General features: G+C 58.7%; 1 pseudogene. It reads left to right on the top strand.

Annotated elements, in window-relative coordinates:
- Positions 1–442: pseudogene (locus KP705_RS17795) on the top strand (IS5/IS1182 family transposase); the annotation flags it as partial.

Raw genomic sequence — 442 nt, 5'->3', positions numbered from 1 at the left:
CAGATCGTGTTCCTGATGCCAAAACACTCTGGCTGTTCCGTGAGCGCCTGACGCAGGTGGGAGCGATCGAGGGTCTGTTCAACCGTTTTGACGCGACCCTGCGGCACGCCGGCTATCTGCCGATGTCGGGCCAGATCCTGGATGCAACATTGGTAGCCGCTCCAAAGCAGCGCAATACSAAYRCCGAGAAAGCCGAYCTCCGGGCAGGCCGTATTCCCGAAGACTGGCAGGACAAGCCGTCAAAGCTGTCGCACAAGGATCGCCATGCGCGCTGGACGCTGAAGTTCACGAAAGCGAAGCGGCAGGACGATGGAACCATGCCGTCGAGTGATCTCGCTATCCCATTCTTTGGCTACAAACCCCACGTCTCCATCGACCGGAAGTATCGGTTCATCCGCAAATGGAAGACAACAGATGCCGCCGCCAGTGATGGCGCGCGATT

Origin of the sequence: Gluconobacter sp. P1D12_c (genome assembly GCF_018812105.1) — a bacterium.
Classification (GTDB): domain Bacteria; phylum Pseudomonadota; class Alphaproteobacteria; order Acetobacterales; family Acetobacteraceae; genus Gluconobacter; species Gluconobacter oxydans_A.
Note: the sequence above shows the minus strand (reverse complement) of the source record. Positions and strands in the feature narration are given on the sequence as shown.